This window comes from Actinophytocola sp. (genome assembly GCF_036402745.1).
In the GTDB taxonomy this organism is placed as follows: domain Bacteria; phylum Actinomycetota; class Actinomycetes; order Mycobacteriales; family Pseudonocardiaceae; genus Actinophytocola.
This window is the reverse complement of record NZ_DASWSJ010000031.1, coordinates 1-22,127: the sequence shown is the minus strand read 5'-3', so window position 1 is coordinate 22,127 and position 22,127 is coordinate 1. Positions and strand designations below refer to the sequence as shown.

General features: G+C 70.8%; 22 protein-coding genes and 1 pseudogene. 11 read left to right on the top strand and 12 right to left on the bottom strand.

The features are described 5' to 3' along the window. The first annotated feature begins 90 nt into the window (after positions 1-90). From glpX to VGD70_RS02630, 4 genes are all read left to right on the top strand, one after another. Entirely contained in the window at positions 91-1,152 is a 1,062-nt protein-coding gene (glpX, locus tag VGD70_RS02645; RefSeq protein ID WP_331077708.1) for a class II fructose-bisphosphatase, read from the top strand. Between the two features lie 124 nt (positions 1,153-1,276). Then, the gene (locus tag VGD70_RS02640) at positions 1,277-2,056 is read left to right on the top strand and encodes a serine protease (RefSeq protein ID WP_331077707.1); all 780 of its coding nucleotides are present in this window, start codon (positions 1,277-1,279) and stop codon (positions 2,054-2,056) included. A 150-nt stretch (positions 2,057-2,206) separates the two neighbouring features. Continuing rightward, entirely contained in the window at positions 2,207-2,803 is a 597-nt protein-coding gene (locus VGD70_RS02635) for a L,D-transpeptidase (RefSeq protein ID WP_331077705.1), read from the top strand. Positions 2,804-2,857: 54 nt separating this feature from the next. Continuing rightward, the gene (locus VGD70_RS02630; protein ID WP_331077703.1) at positions 2,858-3,367 is read left to right on the top strand and encodes a L,D-transpeptidase; all 510 of its coding nucleotides are present in this window, start codon (positions 2,858-2,860) and stop codon (positions 3,365-3,367) included. A 2-nt stretch (positions 3,368-3,369) separates the two neighbouring features. Here the strand turns inward: VGD70_RS02630 and VGD70_RS02625 are convergent, their stop codons facing one another. After that, positions 3,370-4,371 (bottom strand): NAD(P)/FAD-dependent oxidoreductase, encoded by a 1,002-nt coding sequence (locus tag VGD70_RS02625; protein WP_331077701.1) that lies wholly within the window; start codon positions 4,369-4,371, stop codon positions 3,370-3,372. A 117-nt stretch (positions 4,372-4,488) separates the two neighbouring features. Between VGD70_RS02625 and VGD70_RS02620 the strand changes: the two genes are divergently transcribed. Then, positions 4,489-5,862, top strand: coding sequence for a class II fumarate hydratase (locus VGD70_RS02620; protein WP_414637877.1), 1,374 nt, complete (start codon positions 4,489-4,491; stop codon positions 5,860-5,862). Here the strand turns inward: VGD70_RS02620 and VGD70_RS02615 are convergent. After that, positions 5,804-6,703: a DMT family transporter gene (locus VGD70_RS02615; RefSeq protein WP_331077698.1), complete on the bottom strand. Its 900-nt coding sequence runs from the start codon at positions 6,701-6,703 to the stop codon at positions 5,804-5,806. The genes VGD70_RS02620 and VGD70_RS02615 overlap by 59 nt on opposite strands. A 47-nt stretch (positions 6,704-6,750) precedes the next feature. Here VGD70_RS02615 and VGD70_RS02610 point away from each other — a divergent pair, with 47 nt between their 5' ends. Next, positions 6,751-8,142: a PLP-dependent aminotransferase family protein gene (locus VGD70_RS02610; protein WP_331077696.1), complete on the top strand. Its 1,392-nt coding sequence runs from the start codon at positions 6,751-6,753 to the stop codon at positions 8,140-8,142. Here VGD70_RS02610 and VGD70_RS02605 read toward each other — a convergent pair. After that, positions 8,132-9,508: a pentapeptide repeat-containing protein gene (locus tag VGD70_RS02605; protein ID WP_331077694.1), complete on the bottom strand. Its 1,377-nt coding sequence runs from the start codon at positions 9,506-9,508 to the stop codon at positions 8,132-8,134. The two genes, VGD70_RS02610 and VGD70_RS02605, sit on opposite strands and share 11 nt — an antisense overlap. 47 nt (positions 9,509-9,555) lie before the next feature. On the opposite strand from VGD70_RS02605, the gene VGD70_RS02600 reads away from it, so the two are divergent. Together VGD70_RS02600 and VGD70_RS02595 are read left to right on the top strand one after the other, a co-directional pair. After that, the gene (locus VGD70_RS02600; protein ID WP_331077692.1) at positions 9,556-11,067 is read left to right on the top strand and encodes an ATP-dependent DNA ligase; all 1,512 of its coding nucleotides are present in this window, start codon (positions 9,556-9,558) and stop codon (positions 11,065-11,067) included. A 10-nt stretch (positions 11,068-11,077) separates the two neighbouring features. Next, on the top strand, positions 11,078-12,517 hold the full coding sequence (locus VGD70_RS02595) for a GuaB1 family IMP dehydrogenase-related protein (protein ID WP_331077690.1): 1,440 nt from the start codon (positions 11,078-11,080) through the stop codon (positions 12,515-12,517). A gap of 7 nt (positions 12,518-12,524) precedes the next feature. On the opposite strand, the gene VGD70_RS02590 is transcribed toward VGD70_RS02595, so the two are convergent. After that, on the bottom strand, positions 12,525-13,250 hold the full coding sequence (locus VGD70_RS02590; RefSeq protein WP_331077688.1) for a DUF998 domain-containing protein: 726 nt from the start codon (positions 13,248-13,250) through the stop codon (positions 12,525-12,527). Between the two features lie 97 nt (positions 13,251-13,347). Beyond that, complete coding sequence (locus tag VGD70_RS02585; RefSeq protein WP_331077686.1) at positions 13,348-14,700, bottom strand: PhoH family protein; 1,353 nt, start codon at positions 14,698-14,700, stop codon at positions 13,348-13,350. 586 nt (positions 14,701-15,286) lie between these two features. On the opposite strand from VGD70_RS02585, the gene VGD70_RS02580 reads away from it, so the two are divergent. After that, entirely contained in the window at positions 15,287-15,553 is a 267-nt protein-coding gene (locus VGD70_RS02580; protein WP_331077684.1) for a hypothetical protein, read from the top strand. Between the two features lie 66 nt (positions 15,554-15,619). Here VGD70_RS02580 and VGD70_RS02575 read toward each other — a convergent pair whose 3' ends face one another. After that, entirely contained in the window at positions 15,620-16,411 is a 792-nt protein-coding gene (locus tag VGD70_RS02575) for an isoprenyl transferase (protein ID WP_331077682.1), read from the bottom strand. 68 nt (positions 16,412-16,479) lie between these two features. On the opposite strand from VGD70_RS02575, the gene VGD70_RS02570 reads away from it, so the two are divergent. Together VGD70_RS02570 and trhA are read left to right on the top strand one after the other, a co-directional pair. Further along, positions 16,480-16,917, top strand: a complete 438-nt coding sequence (locus tag VGD70_RS02570; protein WP_331077680.1) for a CoA-binding protein — start codon at positions 16,480-16,482, stop codon at positions 16,915-16,917. A 68-nt stretch (positions 16,918-16,985) separates the two neighbouring features. Beyond that, a complete protein-coding gene (gene trhA, locus VGD70_RS02565) occupies positions 16,986-17,672 on the top strand; it encodes a PAQR family membrane homeostasis protein TrhA (RefSeq protein ID WP_331077730.1) in 687 nt (228 codons plus the stop codon). A gap of 119 nt (positions 17,673-17,791) precedes the next feature. Here trhA and VGD70_RS02560 read toward each other — a convergent pair whose 3' ends face one another. From VGD70_RS02560 to VGD70_RS02535, 6 genes and pseudogenes are all read right to left on the bottom strand, one after another. Beyond that, positions 17,792-18,124 carry a hypothetical protein gene (locus VGD70_RS02560; protein ID WP_331077679.1) on the bottom strand — a complete coding sequence of 111 codons (333 nt, stop codon included), beginning with the start codon at positions 18,122-18,124 and terminating at the stop codon, positions 17,792-17,794. A 494-nt stretch (positions 18,125-18,618) separates the two neighbouring features. Beyond that, on the bottom strand, positions 18,619-19,050 hold the full coding sequence (locus VGD70_RS02555) for a hypothetical protein (protein WP_331077677.1): 432 nt from the start codon (positions 19,048-19,050) through the stop codon (positions 18,619-18,621). A gap of 22 nt (positions 19,051-19,072) precedes the next feature. Continuing rightward, complete coding sequence (locus tag VGD70_RS02550) at positions 19,073-19,357, bottom strand: hypothetical protein (protein ID WP_331077675.1); 285 nt, start codon at positions 19,355-19,357, stop codon at positions 19,073-19,075. A 95-nt stretch (positions 19,358-19,452) separates the two neighbouring features. Then, positions 19,453-19,999, bottom strand: a pseudogene (locus VGD70_RS02545) (flavoprotein). Continuing rightward, a complete protein-coding gene (locus VGD70_RS02540; RefSeq protein WP_331077673.1) occupies positions 19,999-21,237 on the bottom strand; it encodes a helix-turn-helix transcriptional regulator in 1,239 nt (412 codons plus the stop codon). The pseudogene VGD70_RS02545 and the gene VGD70_RS02540 overlap by 1 nt, the downstream one beginning before the upstream one ends. Before the next feature lie 25 nt (positions 21,238-21,262). Then, positions 21,263-22,127, bottom strand: an 865-nt coding sequence (locus VGD70_RS02535; RefSeq protein ID WP_331077671.1) for a DUF3800 domain-containing protein, incomplete at its 5' end; no start/stop codon positions are given.

Genomic DNA, 22,127 nt, shown 5'->3' with positions numbered 1-22,127 from the left:
AGGCCGTCGAGATCATGCTCACTCGTACCGGCATCCCGAAATCTGGGAGGATCGAAGGGTTCGTTTGCGGACAACCCCGGGGAGGGCGGCATGACCCAGTCCACCGACCAGACGTCGCGGCGGCGCGAGGCACCCGACCGCAACCTGGCCCTGGAGCTGGTCAGGGTCACGGAGGCGGCGGCGATGGCGGCGGGCCGCTGGGTGGGCCGTGGCGACAAGATCGGCGGCGACGGCGCGGCGGTCGACGCCATGCGCAAGCTCATCGGCACCGTCTCGATGCGGGGCGTCGTCGTCATCGGCGAGGGTGAGAAGGACCAGGCGCCGATGCTCTACAACGGCGAGGAGGTCGGCAACGGCGACGGCCCCGAGTGCGACGTCGCGGTCGACCCGATCGACGGGACCACGTTGATGGCCAAGGGAATGCCCAACGCCATCGCGGTGCTCGCGGCCACCGAGAAGGGCGCGATGTTCGACCCGTCCGCGGTGTTCTACATGGAGAAGCTCGCGGTCGGCCCGGAGGCGGCCGACGTCGTCGACCTCACCGCGCCGGTCGGCGAGAACATCCGCCGGGTGGCCAAGGCCAAGCACACCGACGTGTCCGACGTGACCGTCTGCATCCTCGACCGGGCCCGGCACGCCGACCTCGTGCGCGCGGTCCGCGACGCGGGCGCGCGGATCCACTTCATCACCGACGGCGACGTCGCGGGCGCCATCTCCGCGGCCCGGCCGAACACCGGCGTCGACATGCTGATCGGCATCGGCGGCACGCCGGAGGGCATCATCGCCGCGTGCGCGCTCAAGTGCATGGGCGGCGGGATTCAGGCCCGGCTGTGGCCCAAGGACGACGCCGAGCGCGAGAAGGCCATCGGCGCCGGCCACGACCTCGACCGCGTGCTGCTCACCGACGACCTGGTCAGCGGCGACAACGCGTTCTTCTGCGCCACCGGCATCACCGACGGCGACCTGCTGCGCGGCGTGCACTACCGCAGCGGCGGCTGCACCACCCAGTCGATCGTGATGCGCTCGAAGTCCGGCACGGTCCGCATGATCGACGGCTTCCACCGGCTGACGAAGCTCCGCGAGTACTCGAGCGTCGACTTCGACCGAATCGACAAGGCCATCGAGGAGAAGCCGCTCCCGCCCCTCCCGTGACCACGGCACCTGACCGACGATCGTCGGTCGGGCTTCCTACTTTCGCGGGTGTCACTCATTCGTGACCGACGGCTACCTTCCGCTACATGTCCAGCCAGGACATGGGGCATGGAAGGAGAGACACGTGAAGAAGCGTTCTCTGGTCGTGGGCCTTCTCGCCGGCGCAACCGCTCTCGCGGCGGTCGTGGTTGGGCCGTCCGCGTTCGCGGACGACGAGCCGGGTGTCACGCCGATGATCGTGGGCGGCGGGGACGCCGACCAGACGTACTCGTTCATGGTGTCGTTGCAGGAAGGCGGCCAGCACTTCTGTGGTGGCTCGCTGATCAGCCCGGAGTGGGTCGTCACCGCCGCGCACTGCGTCCAGGGCAGCTCGCCGGCGAGTGTCTCGATGCGCATCGGCAGCAACGAGTACCAGACCGGCGGCGAGCAGGCGCAGGCCGCGCAGATCGTCGTGCACCCGGGCTACGACGGTGCCTCGGCCGGCAACGACATCGCGCTGGTCAAGCTGTCCGCGCCGGCCACGTCGGCGCCGATCACCGTGGCGGCCGACGCCCCGGTCGGGTCCGCGTCCCGGCTGCTCGGCTGGGGCCAGACGTGCCCGCAGCCGGGGGCCTGTGGCGCGCCGGACTTCCTGCAGCAGCTCGACGTCGAGGTCCTCGACGCGAGCGCCTGCACGGGCATCGACGGCTCGCTCGAGCTGTGCACCAGCAACCCCGGCGGCAACGCCGGTGCGTGCTACGGCGACTCCGGCGGCCCGCAGATCGTGGGTGCCGGCAGCGGCTGGTCGCTGGTCGGCGTCACCAGCCGCAGCGGCAACAACGACTCCACGTGTGCGACCGGCCCGTCGATCTACACCGACGCGACGTCGTACGTGGACTGGATCGGTCAGACAACCGGGGCCTGACCGGCCACCTCCGGATGCCGCCCGCACGACACTGAGTCCCGCGGGCGGCATCCGGCTTCGGGTAACGGTTTGCGCACGCCTCCTGGTGAATTGACAACGTCCGGCTACCCTGACGCGTCTTTCTGGGCAAAGGCTGGAAGGAGCCGACGGATGCGCGTGCGCACGATGATGGCGGCACTGGTCATGGCCGGAGCCGGACTTCTCACGGCATGCGCGACGGCCGACAGCGCGGCGCCACCGCCCGCGCCCACCGCCCCGGCGCCGACGGGCCCGGAGTCGAGCGCCACGTCACCCAAGCCCCCGGGCCCGACGAAGATGCCCCCGCTGCCGAAGGTCGTCGAGGCCGACGCGACGATCACGAAGGCCGCCCCGCCGCCGCCACCCCCGCCGCCGACCGGCGTGCCGTGTGGTGCCGGCGTGGACGCGTGCGTCGACCTGTCGGCGAACCAGTCGTGGCTGCTCGCCGGCGGCAGGGTCGTGCTCGGCCCGGTGCCGATCACCCACGGCCGGCCCGGCCACCTCACCCCGCCCGGCACCTTCCATGTCGGCTGGAAGGACATCGACCACCTCAGCAGCGAGTTCGACGACGCGCCGATGCCGTACTCGGTGTTCTTCAACGGCGGCATCGCGTTCCACCAGGGCAGCCTGAGCGCCCTGTCGCACGGCTGCATCCACCTGTCCCGCTCGGCCGCGCAGACGTTCTACGAGGGGCTGCAGGTCGGCGACACCGTCCAGGTCGTGCCCTAGGCAACCCAACCTCCCGCCGTCGCGTGAGTTACTGGTGACAAGCGGGAGGTTTCCATGGCGCGCGTGCGCATCGCCGTTCTGGCAGGGCTGCTGGGCCTGACCGCCGCGGCGTGCACGGCCCAGGCCGAGCCGGCCGCCGCCCCGCCACCGGTCACGACGACCACGACGCCGCCGCCCACCACGGCGACCACGACCACGACCACCGCGCCACCCCCACCGCCGTGCGCGCCGACGGTCCGGGCCTGCGTGAGCCTGTCGGCGAAGCGGGCCTGGCTGGTCAAGGGCGGCGTCGCCGACTACGGCCCGGTCCCGATCTCGCACGGCAGCCCCACGGAGCCGACCCCGACGGGCACGTACCCGGTGTCGTGGAAGGACCAGGACAACACGAGCAGCGTCTACGGCACCCCGATGCCGTACTCGGTGTTCTTCGCCCCGGGCGGCATCGCCTTCCACGGCGGCGACACCAGGACCGACTCACACGGCTGCGTCCACCTGACGATCGCTGCCGCGCAGGTGTTCTTCGCGCGCCTGCGACCGGGCGAGATCGTGCAGGTCCTGCCGTAGCGTCAGCTGACGTCGCTGGAGTGGCCCGGGAACAGGTGGGCCTCCGGGTTGAGGGCCACCGCGATGTTGTTCACCGCCGTGGCGGCCTCGCCGAAGCCCGTCGCGATCAGCTTGACCTTTCCGGGGTACGCGGCGATGTCGCCGGCCGCGTAGATCCGGTCGCGCGCCGTTCGCATCGTCGTGTCCACGGCCACCGCGCGGCGGGTGATCTCCAGGCCCCACGACTCGATCGGCCCCAGGTCCGCGGTGAAGCCCAGCGCGGCCACCACCGTCTGCGCCGGCAGCACCACCGTCTCCTGCCCCGAGTCGGCCTTGACCTCGAGCTCGACCTCGGCCAGCGTGCCGTCGGCGTCGCCACGCAGCTCGATCACCTGGGCGTCGGTGATGATCGGCACACCGAGCTCGCGGACCTGCCGCACGGTCGCGGCGAACGCGCGGAACTTGTTGCGCCGGTGGACCAGCGTGACGCTGCGCGCGACCGGGTGCAGCGACAGCGCCCAGTCGAACGCCGAGTCGCCGCCGCCGACGATGACCACGTCCTGGTCGCGCAGCGCTTCCAGCTCCGGCACGAAGTTGACGACGCCGCGGCCGAGCCAGCCATCACCCGCCGGCAGCGGACGCGGGGTGAACTCACCCATGCCCGCGGTGATGAGGATGGCGCCGGTCCGCACCACGGTGCCGTCCTCGAGTCCCATGTCGAACTTACCGTCCACTTCGGACAGCGTGCGGGCGCGGCGGCCCAGGAGATAGGTCGGCTTGAACTGGTCGGCCTGCTCGACCAGCGCCGCGACCAGATCGCGACCGAGAATCGAGGGAAAGCCGGCCACGTCGAAGATCTGCTTCTCCGGGTACATCGCGGTGACCTGCCCGCCCGCCTCCGGCAAGGAGTCCACCACTGCGGTGTTCAGCTCGCGGAAACCGGCGTAGTACGCGCCGAACAGGCCGGTGGGCCCGGCGCCGACGATCAGGAGGTCAACCTCGGACGGTGTCTCGGCGGAGCTCATGCACACCTACCTAGTGGATAGTGGCCAGCACCACCACAAACTACCCGGGCGAGGCCCGTCACGGCAGGCCACACTGAATACGTGAGCGAGAATCAGTTCAGGGTCGAGCACGACACGATGGGCGAGGTCCAAGTTCCCGCCGATGCGCTGTGGCGGGCCCAGACCCAGCGCGCGGTCGAGAATTTCCCCATCTCCGGTCGAGGCCTCGAGCGCACGCAGATCCGCGCGCTCGGCCTGCTGAAGGCCGCCGCAGCCCGGGTCAACCAACGCCTCGGCGTGCTGGACGACGACGTCGCCGAGGCCATCGCCGCCGCCGCCGAGGAGGTGGCCGGCGGGCGCTACGACGCCGAGTTCCCGATCGACGTCTTCCAGACCGGCTCGGGCACCTCGTCGAACATGAACGCCAACGAGGTCATCGCCACGCTCGCCGCGCGCTCGCTCGACCGTGACGTGCACCCGAACGACGTGCACCCGAACGATCACGTCAACGCGTCCCAGTCCTCGAACGACACCTTCCCCACCACCATCCACATCGCGGCCACCGAGGCCCTGGTCCGCGACGTGCTGCCGGCGCTGGACCACCTCGCGAGCGTCATCGAGCGGCGGGCCGGCGAGTGGTCGGACGTGGTGAAGTCCGGCCGCACACACCTGATGGACGCGGTCCCGGTGACGCTCGGCCAGGAGGCCGGCGCGTGGGCGGCCCAGGTGCGGTACGGCATCGAGCGGCTGCGGGACTGCCTGCCCCGCCTGGGTGAGCTGCCCATCGGTGGCACAGCGGTGGGCAGCGGTCTCAACGCGCCGGACGGCTTCGGCGCGGCGGTCGCCGCCGAGCTCGCCGCGCTCACCGGTCTGCCACTGACCGAGGCACGCGACCACTTCGAGGCGCAGGCCGCGCAGGACAGCGTGGTCGAGGCGTCCGGCCAGCTGCGCACGGTCGCCGTCTCGCTCTACAAGATCGCGAACGACGTGCGGTGGCTGGGTTCCGGGCCGCGCACCGGGTTCGCCGAGCTGGCGCTGCCGGACCTGCAGCCGGGGTCGTCGATCATGCCGGGCAAGGTGAACCCGGTGATCTGCGAGGCCACGATGATGGTGGTGGCGCAGGTGATGGGCAACGACGCGGCGGTGGCCTTCGCCGGCAGCCAGGGCAACTTCCAGCTCAACGTGATGCTGCCGGTGATCGCGCGCAACGTCCTGGAGTCCGCCCGCCTCATCGCGGCGGTCGCGAACCTGCTGGCGGACAAGGTCTTCGCCGGCGTCGAGGCCGATGTGGACCGTCAGCGGGAGTACGCGGAGTCCTCGCCGTCGATCGTCACGCCGCTCAACCGCTACCTCGGTTACGAGGAGGCCGCGTCCATCGCCAAGCAGTCGCTGAAGGAGCGCAGGACGATCCGCGAGGTGGTGCTCGAACGCGGCCACGTCGAGTCGGGCAAGCTCACCGAAGCGCAGCTGGACGAGGCTCTGGACGTGCTGCGGATGGCACGCGGCGGGTGAGCCCGAGCACGCACCCGGCCGCCACCACGAGCGCCCCGCCGCAGGCGACGGCGGTGAGCTCCTGGCGCCCCAGCAGCACGGACGCGGCGAGCCCCGCCACGGGCATCAACCCGATCAGCACGCCCGCCCGGTCCGCGCCGAGCACCGCCACCCCGGTGTACCAGAACCCGAACGCCACCGCGGTGACCACGGACCCGAGCACGACCATCGCCAGCACCTCGGTCCCGGTCGGCACCGGCCACGCGGCGTCGCCCCGCACGGCGCTCGACAGCACCGCCCCGCCGACCGCGGCGCCCACACAGGACCAGAAGGAAGCGCCGACGGCACCGAGCCGGGCGACCACCCCGACGCCGCCCAGCGTGAACAGCACCTCGCAGCCGACGACGAGCACGGCGAGCGCGAGCCCCGGCCCGTGCCACGCCCCGCCGCCGGACAGGACGACCACCCCCGCCGTGACGAGCCCCGCGCCCGCGATGGCGGCCGGCGCAGGCCGGCGACCCCGCAGCGCCGGCGCGGCGACCGCGAGCAGGAGCGGGCTGGCGCCGAGCATCGCCGCGACGAACCCCGGCGTCGCGTAGCGCTGGGCCAGCAGGATCGCGGCGTTGAACCCGAGCATGCCCGCGCCGACCATGACCGTGAGGCCCGCGAGGTCGCGCCGGGTAGGCCGGGCGACCCGGCCGCGCAGCCAGGCGAGGAGCAGCACCGCGCCGATGGCGTAGCGGATGGCCTGCCCGGAGAGCACGGGGTAGCCGTCGAGCAGCCCGGTGACGGGCACGGAGGCGCCGACGAAGGCGGCGGCGAGCGCCGCCATCCCGGTGGCCCGTCTGGTCGAGGTCAGCATGCGTCGAGCATCGCCGCGTAGGTGGCCTAGATGTAAGCTCCACTTCGATGTCAGAGAACTGGGCCACCTTGCGCGAGCTCCTCCTGCCCGTCAGCGGCCGGCGCGGGCGGCAGGTGGAGTCGGCGCTGCGGGCGGCCATCCGCGACGGGCGGCTCGCGCCCGGGGTCCGGCTGCCGTCGAGCCGGGACCTCGCCACGCAGCTCGGGGTCGCGCGAGGGACCGTCACCGCGGCGTACGGCCAGCTCGTCGCCGAGGGGTACCTGGTCAGCCGGCGCGGGGCGGGCACGTCGGTCGCGGCCTCGGTCGGTCCCGTCGACGCGCCGGGTGCCGACGCCGCGCCGGGGCCGCCGGCCTGGCGGTTCGACCTGCGGCCCGGCCTTCCCGCGCTGGCCGCGTTCCCGCGCGCGGAGTGGGTGTCCGCGACCCGCGCCGCGCTCGCCGGCCTGCCCGACGAGGCGCTCGGCTACCCCGACCCCGGCGGCCTCGCCGAGCTGCGCGCGGAGCTCGCCGGGTACCTCGGCCGGGTCCGCGCGGTCACCGCGACACCGGACGACGTCGTCATCACCCACGGCGGCGCCGAGGCCCTGTCGGTGCTCGCGCCGGTCCTGCTGGCCCGCGGTCTCCCCGACATCGCCGTCGAAGAGCCCGGCCATCCCGGGCAGGCGGACCTGTTGCGTGCCAACGGCCTGCGCCCGGTACCGGTCCAAGTGGACAGTGCGGGCATCGTCGTCGACGCCCTGGCGGCCACTCCGTGCCGGGCGGTCGTCGTGACGGCGGCACACCAGTTCCCGCTCGGCGTCGCCCTGCGTCCCGACCGCCGGCACGCGCTGCTGGCCTGGGCCCGCGAACGCGACGCGGTGATCATCGAGGACGACTACGACGCCGAGCACCGCTACGACCGCCCGGCGCTGCGCGCGATGCAGGCGATGGCGCCGGCACACGTCGCGTACCTGGGCAGCGTCAGCAAGACGCTCGCGCCGGCGCTGCGCCTGGGCTGGCTGGTCCTGCCGCCGGCGCTGCGCGCGGACACCGTGGAACGCAAGCGCCTGACCGACCTCGGCTGCTCGCCCCTGCCTCAGGCGGCGTTCGCGCGGCTGCTGCGCACCGGCGGCTACGACCGCCACCTCCGCCGCACGAGGACGATGTACCGCCACCGCCGCGACGCCCTGCTGGCCGCGGTGGCGTCGTCCTTGCCGACCTGGCAACCGGTCGGCGTGGCCGCGGGCCTGCACGTGGTCCTGCGCCTGCCCGCGGGAACCGACGACGCGGCCGTCCAGCGCCGGCTGGCCGGGCGGGGCATCAACACCCCGGCCCTGTCGACCTATACGAGAGGCGGCACGGGCGCCCCGTACCCCGGCCTGGTCCTGGGCTACGCGGCGACGACCCCGGACCGCCTGCGCGCCGCCGTCGCCGAGATCGCCGCCGCACTCACCGCTTGACCCGGGCCCGCACCGCCAGCACGGCCAACGCCAGCAACACGGGCCCCAGGAACCGCGCGACGAGAACGGTCCACGCGCCGGCCTCGGTCAGGTCCGTGCCGTCGTCGCGGAACACGACCGCACCGACCGCGAGCCGCGCGGCCGACCCGAACGGCTGCCCCCACGTCAGCAGTAACACGGTCACCGTCGCGATCAGCACGAGCAGGGCGACGAGCGCGCGCCCGCCCCGCTGCCCGTAGCCGGACAGCAGCCAGTAGAGACCGAGGATCCGCCGCTCGGCCCACCGGGTGGTGGACGAGTGGCGGCGCGCATCCATCTCCCCGTAGTAGAAATCGCCCGCGCCGGCCTCGTTCTTGCTGTCCTCCAACGCTTTGCGCAGCGACCGGTACAGCGCCGCCAGCCGCTCGGGACTCAGCCGGTTCAGGTCCCTCCGGGTCCCGGCGTCCCACCCGCGCCACGGGTACTCCTCGGCGAGCGTCTGCCGCTGGGTCCACCGCCAGGACCTCGGCGGCGTGTTGAACGGGCAGCGGCCCGCGAACCGGAGCTGGTCCAACCGGTGCGCCCCGGAGAACTCGCACCAGCGCAGGTCGACGTCGGCGAGCTCGAGGTTGCTGACATCGGTGGCCTGCAACGACACCAGCTGTGGCATCCAGTTCCCGCGTGGGGTGTCGGACAGGATATGGACCCCTTCCGACCCGACGATCGTCGACGCCGCGCCGAAGGTGGTCTGCGCGGCGTCGACGAACGAGCCGCAGCAGCGCAGGTTCGCGCCACCCTCGAACCGGGTCAGCTGGCACCGCACGATCTCCGCCTCGACCGCCACCTCGGCCGTCGCCTCGAACCTGGCCCGGTCCAACCGCAGGTCCGTCGTCCGCAGCGGCCCCAGCCAGGCCCGCTTCTCGAACCGTGCGTTGACGAAGTGGAGCTCGCCCTCGGACACGGCGTCCCGGAAGAGCGCCGGCCGGCCGAACCGGGCCTGGTCGAAGCCCGCGTCCTGGCCGAAGCTCGCCCCGTCGAACAGCGCGTAGCCGTCGAACTGGGCGTGGGTGAACGTGACGTCGTGGGTGAATGCCACGTTCTGGAACCTGGCATCGCCGGTGAACCAGACGTGGTCGAACCGCGCGAACCCCAGGACCGGATGACCGGGCGCGTCCGAGACGGCGGCGAGCAGCCGGTCGAGGAGCTCCCCGGAGATCGTGGTGCCCCGGACGTCGACGACCGCACCGGGTCCGATCCGGTCGACGTACCGCTCGAGGTCCGTACCGAGATGGGCCAGGCATCTGGTGAACCCGCTGAACACCGCACCGCGGCACTCGGTACAGGTCAGCCAGACCGGGGCGAAGTCGGCGCGGGGATCGTCGGGCATGGCTCTTCGTAGCGCAGATTGTCGGTGGGCGGGGGCATGATGGCCTCGTGTTGCTCGCTGATGTTGTGCGTACCTCCGCGGCCGTCTCGGCCACGCGGTCGCGGCTCGCCAAGGTCGAGGCGCTCTCGGGGCTCCTCCGGCGGGCCGGCGACCACGTGCGGACCGTCGTCGGGTTCCTCGCGGGCACGCCGCGGCAGGGGCGGATCGGGGCCGGCTGGCGCACGCTGGTCGAGCTCGACGTCAAGCCCGCCGACACGCCGTCGCTCACCGTGGAGCGGGTCGACCAGGTCTTCGACGAGGTGGCGCGCACCAGCGGCAAGGGCTCGGCCCAGCGGCGCACCGAGTTACTCGGCACGCTGTTCGGCGCGGCCACCGTGGCCGAGCAGCGGTTCCTCATGCATCTGCTCACCGGCGAGCTCAGGCAGGGGGCGCTCGAGGGCGTCATGCTCGACGCCGTCGCCGCGGCGGCCGAGGTCGACAAGGAGGCCGTGCGCCGCGCGTTCATGCTCTCCGGCCGGCTCGCGGCCACCGCCGAGGCCGCGCTCCACGGCGGCACCGAGGCGCTGGCGCGGTTCGGCCTCGAGATCGGCCGGCCGATCCGCCCGATGCTCGCCTCGCCCGGCGACACGCTCGACGAGGCGCTCACCGGGTCGGTGGTGGTCGAGTACAAGCTCGACGGCGCCCGCATCCAGGTGCACAAGGACGGCCCGGACGTGCACATCTTCACCCGCACCCTCCGCGAGATCACCAAGTCCGTCCCCGAGCTCGTCGAGCTCGTCCGCAACCTCCCGGCCGAGCGGACCGTGCTCGACGGCGAGACCCTGGCGCTCAACGACGACGGCCGCCCGCGACCGTTCCAGGAGACGATGAGCCGCTTCGGCGCCACCAGCGAGCGCGAGCTGCTGCTCCACCCGTACTTCTTCGACTGCGTGCACCTCGACGGCCAGGACCTCGTCGACGCCCCGCTGCGCGAGCGCAACGCCGCCCTGCACAAGGCCGTCGGCGACGCGCTGGTCATCCCCGGCGCCCTCGAGCCCACCCGCGAGGAGGCCGAGGCCGTGCTGGCCAGGGCGCTCGACCAGGGGCACGAGGGCGTGGTGGTCAAGGAGCTCGACTCCACCTACCAGGCCGGCCGCAGGGGCAAGGCGTGGCGCAAGATCAAGCCCGTCCACACCCTCGACCTCGTGGTCCTCGCCGCCGAGTGGGGGCACGGCCGGCGCACCGGCTACCTGTCCAACCTCCACCTCGGCGCCCGCGACCCCGACGGCGGCCCGCCGATCATGGTCGGCAAGACCTTCAAGGGCCTCACCGACGAGCTCCTCGCCTGGCAGACCCAGGAGTTCCCCAAGTACGAGGACCACCGCAGCGACTGGGCCGTGCACCTGCGCCCGCACCTCGTCGTCGAGATCGCCCTCGACGGGGTCCAGGTCAGCTCCCGCTACCCCGGCGGCGTCGCGCTGCGCTTCGCCCGCGTGGTCCGCTACCGGCCGGACAAGGAGCCGCCCGAGGCCGACACCATCGACACCGTGCGCGCGATGCTCCCCACGCCCACCGCTTAGGCTCGACCGCGTGCGCTTCCTCAACGACACGTCGCCGGGCTACGACCTCACCTACGACGACGTCTTCCTGGTCCCCGGCCGCTCCTCGGTCGAGTCCCGGTTCGACGTCGATCTGTCCACATCGGACGGAACGGGGGCCACGATTCCCGTGGTGGTGGCCAACATGACCGCGGTCGCCGGCCGGCGGATGGCCGAGACCGTGGCCCGCCGCGGCGGGCTGGTCGTGCTGCCCCAGGACGTCGACCCCGAGGTGGTGGCCGACATCGTCGCCTGGGTCAAGTCGCGGCACACCGTCTGGGACACCCCGCTCGTGGTCACCCCGGGCGACGCCGTCGCCGACGTGCTCAACCTCCTGCCCAAGCGCGCGCACGGCGCCGTCGTCGTGGTCGACGAGGACGCCCGGCCGGTGGGCGTGGTCGACGAGGCCGCCTGCCTCGGCGTCGACCGCTTCACCCGGGTCGCCGACGTGGCCGACCCCGACCTGCTGACCATGCCCCTGAACACGCCACCCCGCGAGGTGTTCGACCGGCTCCACGGCCGCACGGCCCGCATCGCGCTCGGCGTCGACGAGCAGGGCCGGCTCGCGGGCGTCCTCACCGAGGTGGCCGCCCTGCGCGCGGAGCTGTACCGGCCCGCCGTCGACGACCGCGGCCGGCTCCGGGTGGCCGCCGCCACCGGCGTCAACGGCGACGTCGCCGCCAAGGCCAAGGCCCTGCTCGAGGCCGAGATCGACACGCTCGTCGTCGACACCGCGCACGGCCACCAGGAGAAGATGCTCACCGCGCTCAAGGCCGTCCGCGACACCGGCCCCACGGTGCCCGTCGTGGCCGGCAACGTGGTCACCGCCGAGGGGGTCCGCGACCTCGTCGAGGCCGGTGCCGACGTGGTCAAGGTCGGCGTCGGGCCGGGCGCGATGTGCACCACCCGGATGATGACCGGCGTCGGCCGCCCGCAGTTCTCCGCCGTCCTCGAGTGCGCCCGCCAGGCCCGCGAGCTCGGCAAGAGCGTGTGGGCCGACGGCGGGGTGCGGCACCCGCGTGACGTCGCGCTCGCCCTCGCCGCCGGCGCGTCCAGCGTCATGGTCGGCTCCTGGTTCGCCGGCACCTACGAGTCCCCCGGCGACCTGCAGCGCGACGAGCACGGCCAGCCGTACAAGGAGTCCTTCGGCATGGCGTCCAAGCGCGCGGTCAGCGCCCGCACCCGCGCGGACGGCGCGTTCGACCGGTCGCGCAAGGCGCTGTTCGAGGAGGGCATCTCCACCTCGCGCATGCGCCTGGACCCGGCCGCCCCGAGCGTCGAGGACCTGCTGGACTCGATCTGCTCGGGTGTCCGCTCCGCCTGCACCTACGCCGGCGCGACGACCCTGGAGTCCTTCCACACGAAGGCGATCGTCGGCACCCAGTCCGCCTCCGGCTTCGCCGAGGGCGCCCCCCTGCCCCGCGGCTGGTGACCCCGGGCTAGCGGACGCGCTGGGCCGGGACGGTCACCGCGGCGACCGCGGCCGGCGCCCGGAAGCGCAGCGGCAGCAGCACGACCTGGGCCAGCAGCGTCAGCTCGAGCACGAACAGCACCCGCTGGAACAGCCCGTTCAGCTCCCGCAACAGCTCCGGCATCGCGCCGAAGTGGCTCGTCATGAACAGCGTCAGCACCACCGACGTGACGATCACGTTGGTGTACAACCACTTCCGGTACCCCGCGAGGTACCCGACGCCGGTCAGCTGGCGGGCCACCAGGAACGTCGCGATCGGGACGCAGAAGAACACCACGCCCGCGGCGTAGCGGTGGATCTGCGCCGAGGTCGACAGCGACTCGCCGAGGTCGGTCGGGAAGATCGCGGCCAGCAGCGAGCCGAGCGCGGCCAGCCCGAGGGCCAGGCGCAGCACCGTGCCGTCCAGCAGGCGGATCCGGGCCAGGCCGAGGATCACGCCGATGCCGGCCACGGACATGCACAGCACCGCCGCACCGAACATCCAGCCGATGCCGGGCACGAAGACGTAGTCGGACATCGTCGTGTCCAGCACGCTCATCCGGTCCCACGCGGCGACCGTCAGCTGCGTCATGAACAACGCCGACAGCACGATGCCCGCGAGGCCGAGGCGGACGGCGAAGACGGAGGGCCGCGGGGCGGCGGTGCGGACCCGGTGCGGCGCCCGCTCCTGGGTCGGCTCGAGGTAGGTGGTCACGAGATAAACGCTCTCGTGTCCGCCTTCCCCGAACCATCCGGGAAACTCCCGACTTCACCCGGGGGCTACCCCTACCAGGGACGGGCGCCGCGGTGGCTCAGCTCGCGTGGTCCTCCAGCATCTCGGTCACCAGCGCCGCGATCGGCGAGCGCTCCGACCGGGTCAGCGTGACGTGCGCGAACAGCGGGTGGCCCTTGAGCTTCTCGATGACCGCCGCGATGCCGTCGTGCCGGCCGACGCGCAGGTTGTCCCGCTGCGCCACGTCGTGGGTGAGGACCACCCGCGACCCGGTGCCCAGCCGGGACAGCACGGTCAGCAGCACGTTGCGCTCCAGCGACTGCGCCTCGTCGACGATGACGAAGGAGTCGTGCAGCGAGCGGCCGCGGATGTGGGTCAGCGGCAGCACCTCGAGCATGCGGCGGTCGAGCACCTCGTCGATCACGGCCTTGCTGACCAGCGCGCCGAGGGTGTCGAACACCGCCTGCGCCCAGGGCTGCATCTTCTCCGTCTCCGAGCCGGGCAGGTAGCCGAGCTCCTGGCCGCCGACCGCGTACACCGGCCGGAACACCACGACCTTGCGGTGCAGCCCGCGCTCCATGACCGCCTCGAGGCCGGCGCACAGCGCGAGCGCCGACTTGCCGGTGCCGGCGCGGCCGCCGAGCGAGACGATGCCGACCTCCTGGTCGAGCAGCAGGTCGAGCGCGATCCGCTGCTCGGCGGAACGGCCGTGCAGGCCGAACGCCTCCCGGTCGCCGCGGACGAGCTGGACCTGCTTGTCCTTGGTGACCCGGCCGAGCGCGCTCGCCGACGCGGCGATGAGCCGCAGGCCGGTGTTGGTCGGGTACTCCCCGCCGGAGGCGATGCCGTAGGCGGCGAGGTCGATCTCGCCGTCCTTGAACAACGCGTCCAGCGCCTCCGCGGGTACCTCGACGTCGGCCATCCCGGTCCAGCCGGACGGGGTGACCTCCTGCGCGCGGTACTCGTCGGCCTCCAGCCCGACCGCGGCTGCCTTGACCCGCAGCGGGATGTCCTTCGTGACGAGGGCCACCCCGGAGGTCTCGGCGGCCAGGTTCAGCGCGCAGGCCAGGATCCGGGCGTCGTTGGAGTCGGCCCGGAAGCCGGGTGGCAGGACGCCGGGGTCGGAGTGGTTGAGCTCTACGTGGAGAGTGCCGCCGTCGGTGCCGATCGGGATCGGGTTGTCCAGCCGGCCGTGGCGTTGCCGCAGGTCATCGAGCAGTCTGAGTGCCTCTCTGGCGAACCAGCCGAGCTCCGGGTGGTGTCGCTTGCCCTCGAGCTCGCCGATCACGACGAGGGGCAGGACGACGGCGTGCTCGGCGAACCTGGTCACCGCCCACGGGTCGGAGAGCAGCACGGACGTATCGAGAACATAAGTACGGCGGTGGTCACCCGGGCCTCCTGAGGAACGCGAAGCGGTCACGGCAACTCCCACGCGAACGCGACACCCACGCTCGCTCCTCGTAGGGCCAGGCACCCACCCAGGCTGGGCGATCAGGTCAGCGTCTCGAGCCTCCTCGACGCCGACCGCGTCGCCCACGAGGGCCGGGTGCCGGCCCTCTCGATCGTCACCATCACGACCTGGGCCTCCCGGAACGGGCCGCGTGGGCGCGACCCGCTACTTCGGACGCTACCCGGGGTTGCGGCTACTCGACAGGCAGCCACGCAGGTGATTTTCGTTTCGTGACCGCACGTGCGGACGCATCCATCGATTACACGCAGTGATCATGACCGCTGACCTGGGGTATCCGCCGTCCGGGCGACCCCCGGTCGCTCACGAGGCCGCCGACAGGCCGCTGACCAGGCACAGCACGCTGCCAAGCGCTTACGCGTTGATCACGCAGGTGTATCGATTAACCCCCTCGGAAACCCAGAAATGGTGAACATGCCGAAATCTGTAACACGATGGAGTATCTGGCGACGCGCGGCCATTCGTTTCCGAGTAAATTGATCGCGACGGAGTGCAAAGAACGGACCCCGTGAAGTTTCCCGAAACCCCCATTGTTGAAGGAGATGGAAACGTGCTGAAGAAGGTTGGCGTTGTCGCCGCTGCCGCAGTCGGACTGTCGATGATCGCCACCCCGGCGTTCGCGAGTGCCAGCCCGGCCGACCAGCGGGACCTGCCGGGCCTGGTGGAGCCGGGTACCTACCCGACGTTCGGGGACGCGTACAACACGTTCATCCTCGGTGGTGGCGCCCTGGGCTACGGTGCCGCCTCGCTGGTGGCCGGTGCCTACACGGGTATCGCCACCACCCCGGCGCTGATCGCCCACTCGTTCGCGGGCTGATTTTCGCAGAACAAATAACGCGAGGGCCCGGGAATCCAATTCCCGGGCCCTCGCGTTGTGCCGTTCTCAGGAACCGAACCGGCGGTGCCGGATCGCGTAGTCGCGCAGCGCCCGCAGGAAGTCGGTGCGCCGGAAGTCCGGCCAGTAGGCCTCACAGAACCAGAACTCGGAATGCGCGGACTGCCACAGCAGGAATCCGGACAGCCGTTGTTCACCGGATGTTCGGATGACGAGGTCCGGATCGGGCTGGCCCGAGGTATAGAGATGCTCGGCGATGTGGTCGACGTCGAGGACCTCGACCAGCTCCTCGATCGTCGTGCCTTCCTCGGCGTGCTGCTGGAGCAGCTTGCGCACCGCGTCGGCGATCTCCCGGCGGCCGCCGTAACCGACCGCGATGTTGACCTCCATACCGGTGCGGCCCTCGGTGCGCCGGGCGGCCGTGACCAGGCGGGTGGCGGTCTCCTGGGGCAGCACGTCCAGCGCGCCGATGATCCGCAGCCGCCAGGGGTTGCCCTCCTCGGAGAGCTCCTCGACGACGTCGCCGATGACCTCGAGCAGCGTCGCCACCTCCTGCGCCGACCGGTTGACGTTGTCGGTCGACAGCAGCCAGAGCGTCACGAGCTCGACGTCGGCCTCGCGGCACCAGGTCAGCAGCTCGGCGATGCGCGTGGCGCCGACCCGGTGGCCGTCGTTGACGTCGGTGAACCCGGCCTCGCGCGCCCAGCGTCTGTTGCCGTCCAGCACGACGCCGACATGGCGCGGATGACGGCCGGCCGCCTGCTGGATGAGCCGCTTGTCGTAGAGGCCGTAGACGAACTTGGCAGCTTTCCTGCGGAACCTCCGCCAGCTTGCACTCACGTTCCCGCAGGGTACGCCGCCGGCCTGTGGGCGGCGCACCGCGCGCTGGATGAGGGCACAATCGGGGTATGCAGCGAACCGAGATCGACCCGCGATGGCAGGACCTCGCGGTGATCGAGCGCCTGGTCCGGGAGTCGCGGACGATCGCGGTCGTGGGGCTTTCCGACAGCTCCGGGCGGCCGAGCTTCGGGGTGGCGCGGTACCTGCTCGGGGCCGGCCTGCGGATCTTCCCGGTGAACCCCTTCCTGTCGACGTGGGAGGGCCTGCCGGTGTACGCGTCGCTCGGTGACGTGCCGGAGCACGTGGACATCGTGGACGTCTTCCGCCGCCCCGAGCACGTCCCGGCGATCGCCCGCGAGGCGGTCGAGATCGGCGCGGGGGCGTTGTGGCTGCAGCTGGGCGTGATCAGCGAGGAAGGCGCGTCGGCAGCGGCGGCCGGCGGGCTGGACGTCGTGATGGACCGCTGCCTGGCCGTGGAGCACCGCGAGGTGGTCGGCTGGTCGTGAGCGAGCTCGCGAGGGGCCGTCGTGAGTGAGTTCACAGCCGTTCCGGCCACAACCTACGGTCCCGTAACCTGGGGCACGTGCCTGCCGCGACGTTGAACTCACCGCCTGCCCAGCACACGAAGCCGCGCATGCGCGGGGTGATCCACTACTGGTCGTTCCTGGTGTCCGTGGCCACGGGCGCCACCCTGATCGCCGTGTCCGCGGCCACCGTCTCGGCCACCGCCGGCTGGGCCACGGCCGTCTACGGCGCCACGGTGCTGGGCCTGTTCGGGGTCAGCGCGCTGTACCACCGTCGGTGGTGGGTGAGCCTGCGCGTGCGCGCGTGGATGAAGCGCCTCGACCACTCGATGATCTTCCTGTTCATCGCCGGGACCTACACCCCGTTCTCCCTGCTGGCCATGCCGAAGCCGACGGGCTACGTCGTCCTGGCCGTGGTGTGGGGCGGCGCGGTGCTCGGCGTGGCGCTGAAGCTGCTGTGGCCGCACGCCCCCCGCTGGCTCGGCACGCCGATCTACATCGCGCTGGGCTGGGTGGCCGTGTTCGTGCTGCCGGACCTGCTCCACTACGCGGGCGTGGCCGCGTTCGTGCTGCTCCTGGTGGGCGGCCTGTTCTACACGCTGGGTGCGGTGTTCTACGCGACCCGCTGGCCCAACCCGTGGCCCCAGGTGTTCGGCCACCACGAGTTCTTCCACGCGGCCACCGTCCTGGCCGCGATCTCCCACTACATCGCGATCTGGCTCGCCATGTATCCCTAGCTGCGGTTTTGCGGATCCGGCGCCCTCCCAGGCCGTCTCCAGGCCGTCTCAGGCAGCCCGCCGCCGCTCGGCCAGGAAGCCGTCGATCGCCCGCCGCGTCCTCTCGTGGCTCGTCGGCATCAGGTGGGTGTAGACACGCAGCGTGAAGCCCGGGTCGCTGTGACCGAGGTACTGAGCAAGCGCCTTGATCGACTCCCCGCGTCGAGCAGGACCGAGGCGTACAGGTGCCGCAACGCGTGCATGCCGTGGTCCCGGATCGGGCCGATCACGCCGGCCTTGATGAGCGCGGGCCGCCAGACCTGCGAGTTGAACGCCCCTCGGCGCAGCGGCCGGCCGTCATAGTCGACCAGGTAGACCCGCACCGTGGTCGGCGTCCCGCCCGGATGCAGCCACGGCAAGGTGAGCTTGACCGGCTCGAACCGCTTCGCGTACTCGTCCAGCTCGCGCGCCACCCGCGACGGCAACGTGGCGTTCGTGCCACGCCAACCACACCCGCGCCGAGTCCTCCGGCCCGGGCGGCAACTGATCCAGCAACTCCAACTCGTCGCACGGCTCGATGTCGACACCGGGCGGCATCCACCGCTCCGTTGTCATGACTCGTCCCCCTGCCATCCGGGTCGGACCACCAGCCGCATCAGCGACGACACCAACCCGGACCTCGGCGGCTTCCGACTTGCCGGTGCCGCCTTCCGGGTCGATCTCGGCGGCGAGCTTGGTCGCCTCACGGGCCAGCTCCCGGCAGAACCGGGCGAGCACCAAGTCACCACCGGGGAAGGGCGGTAGCTGGATCGCCATGTTCACCAGGTCCAGGTAGATCACCAGCGCCGGGAGGTGCTCGGTGACCCGGATGTAGCCGGCCGCCGCATCCTTGCCGGGTGAGCAGGTGACGTTGAATCCATCGCTCAGCCCCCGGGTTCTGCCGCTGCGTACGCGGCGCTGTAGTTGCTCATGCCGCCGACTTCCCCGGCTCGTTCGCCTTCGCCGAGCCACGGGCGGGTGCCTGCACCGCGCGGAGACCGGTCGCCCGGACCACCCAGGTGATCCACTTCGCCTGACCGGAGATCTCGGCGCGCGGCTGGACGGTCAGGCCCTCCAGCACGACCGGACGAAACGGCAGGTTGCCCACGGCCTCGGGCGGCACGGGCTGCACGTCGGCCGCGATCTCCACGGCTATCGACTTGTCGCGCTCCTTCTCGGCGGACGGGTCCGCGATCGTGGCGCGGTAGAGCCGGCGGCCGGTCTGCTCGTCGATGCGCGGGCGGACGGGGTGGTTGCGGGCTTTGTCCTCTTGGGACTGGTACTCGGTCAGCGGCTGGATGTCGCCCATGAGGTAGGCGCCCTGCGGGAACATGTCGTCGAACGAGATCTCGAATCGCATGCCGTGTGTGGAACAGCCATGATCACTCCTTGGTCGTGTTCTTGGGGAGACCTGTCCAGGTCGGGTGGTTGTCGTCGTAGCTGCGGTTGCGGTTCTGGTCGTCGCACCATTCGGCGAACTCGCCGGCCGCGATGGACAGCGCCCGCGCGAACCGGGCGGTGTCGGCCAGGCCGCCGATGCGGGCCGGGACCTGGATGGTGATGCCCTCCTGGTCACGTCCCGCGACGAGCTGCCGGACCCCCGGCAACGGCTCGATGACCTCGGCGCCGAACCCGGCCGCCGGTTGGATGACTACGTGCACACTCATTCGCCTTCCGCCGTCCCTTGGAGCACCCAGACGGGTGCGGTAGTCAAAGGAAACCGGCGGAACGGCGTTGGGACCCGGACAAATTGTCCGGGTAACTACCTGCTCTGTGCAGCGGAAACGATGGCGTCCATGATCGACGCCCAGGGCAGCTCGCGGCCCGGGGCGGAGCGCGGCTCATGCAGGGGCCATGTCACCAGGTGCACGCCGGCCCGCTCCAGCGCGGCAATGTGGCTGTCCCACGACGGCTGGCGTGCGTGAGCGGCGTTGATGCGCGGGAACACGACGATGGGCACGGAGCCGAGCCCTATTGCCTCGCAGACCTGCGTGAGGGCGTGGTTGTCGGCCAGGCCGAGCGCGAGCTTGCCGACCGTGTTCGACGTGGCCGGGACCACGGCGTAGCAAGTCCACGGCCGGGTACGAGCTGTCCTCGCTGGGCAACCGCGGCTTCGAGCGGACCGGGTAGCCGGTGACCTGCTCGATCTTCTCGATGTCACCGGCCGCGTCGAGCCACATGGCAGCGGTCGGCGTCAGGATCACGGCGACCGACCAGCCGCGCTCCTGCATGGGCTCGATGAGCTTCGGGACGAGCAGCTCGACACCGCCGGCCGCGCACCCGACGAGCCCCAGCACGGGCGCGGCCATCAGCTCTCGCTCACCGCGCGGCACTGTTCGGCCAGCGCCAGGAGCAACGAAGACTTGCGCCCGGCCGTGACCGGCGCCCGCCGGTACATGGTCCGCACGACCTCCCGCGCGATCGCGGAGTGCCGCACGAGCTGCGCCGACTTGTCCTCGGCAGACAGCAGGACCTGCAGCGCGTCGTCGTCGCGAGCAAGCAGGCTCAACGTGCGGGCGTAGTCGATGAGGTGCATGACCTGCCGCTCGACCGGCAACTCGGAGGCGTCCACCTGGCCCTGATCGACGATGTAGGAGATGTCCCCAAGGTCGAGGCCGGCCGAGGCCCGGTGCAGGGCGACGTTTGTCGGCCCGAACCCGGTCTGCCAGTGATTGCCGTCTTCGCCGAGCGACTGGGCGGCGTTCTCGGCCTTGCTGAGCAGCTCGTTCGCCGTGCCCCGGTCCTGGTGCCGGGCGGCAGCCGTGGCGGAGCGGAGATGCAGCATCCCGTAGAGGCTCAGCGCGCCGGCGTCGCCGTCCTTCATTCGGGGCGTGAGCCACTTTGCGGCGGCGTCGCCGAGCTGCAGCGCGTCCTCGAAGCGTCCGACCGCGAGCAACGCATGTGTGCCGGACCGGGCAGCCGAGGCGAGCACGAGCGGATCATCGGCGGTGTCAGCGGCTTGCATGGCTCGCTCAGCCGCGATCCAGGCGAGATCGGCCTCCCCGACCTTGCTCAACGTGGTCGCAGCGAGGTGATGAATCCGGGCTGACACAGCCGCGCACCTGCGCTTATACGACCCGTCCCCGCTGGCCGACTCCATCTGCTGAGCGGTCTTGATCAGCCGCGGAAGCGCTGCGACGACCTTCCCGATCCGCCCGCCCTGGTAGTCCGACCAGGCATCCTCGGCCCACCGAGCAACCGGCTTGGGGTCGACGTACTCAGGCTCGGCTCCACCGCCGAACAGCGTCTTGGAGAGCCGCTGCGGAGCCATGAGCGCATCACGCACGGCCGGGACGTCATCGTTCTTCTGGTCGTCCTCCATCAGGACGGGCTCACCGAGCAGATCACCCAGCGTCACCCGCAAGGCCCGCGCGACCTCGACCAAGACGTCGAGCCGGCGGATCTCCCGCTCGCCCCGCTCGATCTTGCTCAACCAGTCCTCAGACCGCCCGACGAGGCCAGCCAAGGTGGCCTGAGCAAGCCCCCGCCGACGCCGGTAGAACGCAACACGATCCCCGATCGTCAACGGATCGCCGGCCCCACGCACACATTTAAAACTACCAGCACAAGGATCACGGATCATACGGCGTGTTGAAAAATTCCTTCAACTTCTCTACGTCCTGAATTGTCACCGCTGATTTTGTGAAGTCCTTTTTCTGCTGCATAAAACGACGGAGAGACCCGTTATTTGTGCGACTTGCACAAGGTGGACACGCGCACTTTCCAGTCGCGAAGTCTGGAGTCATGTGTATCATGCCGTGCATGTCTTTGTTGACGTGATCGAACACTTTCCACAGGTTGGCGATGTATCGCTCGTCCGGTTTCTCTAGACCATAGTATCTCCAGACCGAATAGGCGAAGAGATCAGCCGCTTGAAGCAACCTACTGGCCCTCGAGTCCGCGAAAAGGGGGACTTCTGCAAAGTTCCTCAGTCGACCGATCTTCCCGGCAGCCTTCCGCCAGGAGTCAGTCCAAGATTGAAGATTCTTCTCTGCGACGACGCGCTCGTCATGGATTACCAGACCAGTCTGACGTTCACCGGACTCGATATATATTCGCCTGAGCATAGCATCGAACTTGTTTAGAATGAGTTCGTATGCCAACTGCTCCCTATCTATCGGCACATTATATCGACGCTTATCCACAATTACAGCAAAAGCTGACAGTGGGAGCCCCGCATTACTTGGATGGAAGTTCGCGAGAATCTTATACGCGTCATCTAAGATGCGGCGCCGAAGCTTGTAATCGACCTGATTCCATGGACTAAATTTACTCTTCTTCTTGGAATCCGGATTCTTGATTTCGTTTGCGTGCAATTCGAAATTGCTAGCTTGCAAGCCGACTGAGGATAGGCGTACCTCTAATAGTCCACTGAGCGCACGTTGAAGATGATGCGCGTCCAACTCATGGATCGCGAAGCCGGCGAGGATCAAGCAA